Annotated in this window: 1 protein-coding gene; it reads left to right on the forward strand. The window is 40.9% G+C overall.

Annotated features, from left to right (window positions below):
• The coding region (locus tag L9G74_RS24540; RefSeq protein ID WP_238898898.1) for a protein kinase family protein at positions 1 to 247 on the forward strand (247 nt) is incomplete at both ends.

Consider the following 247-nt stretch of genomic DNA (forward strand, 5'->3'; position numbering starts at 1 on the left):
TGTGGGGTTATTCTCTTTGTATTGGTTGCAGGTTACTTGCCTTTCGATGACCCTAATCTTATGAACCTGTATAAAAAAATCTCAGTTGCTGAATTTACTTGCCCCCCATGGCTTTCTTTCAGTGCCAGGAAATTGATTACACGAATCTTGGATCCTGATCCCACCACTCGTATCACTATACCTGAGATATTGGATGATGAATGGTTTAAGAAAGATTATAAGCCTCCAGTTTTTGAGGAGAACGGGG

Origin of the sequence: Shewanella electrica (assembly GCF_022321485.1) — a bacterium.
Taxonomy (GTDB): Bacteria; Pseudomonadota; Gammaproteobacteria; order Enterobacterales; family Shewanellaceae; genus Shewanella; species Shewanella electrica.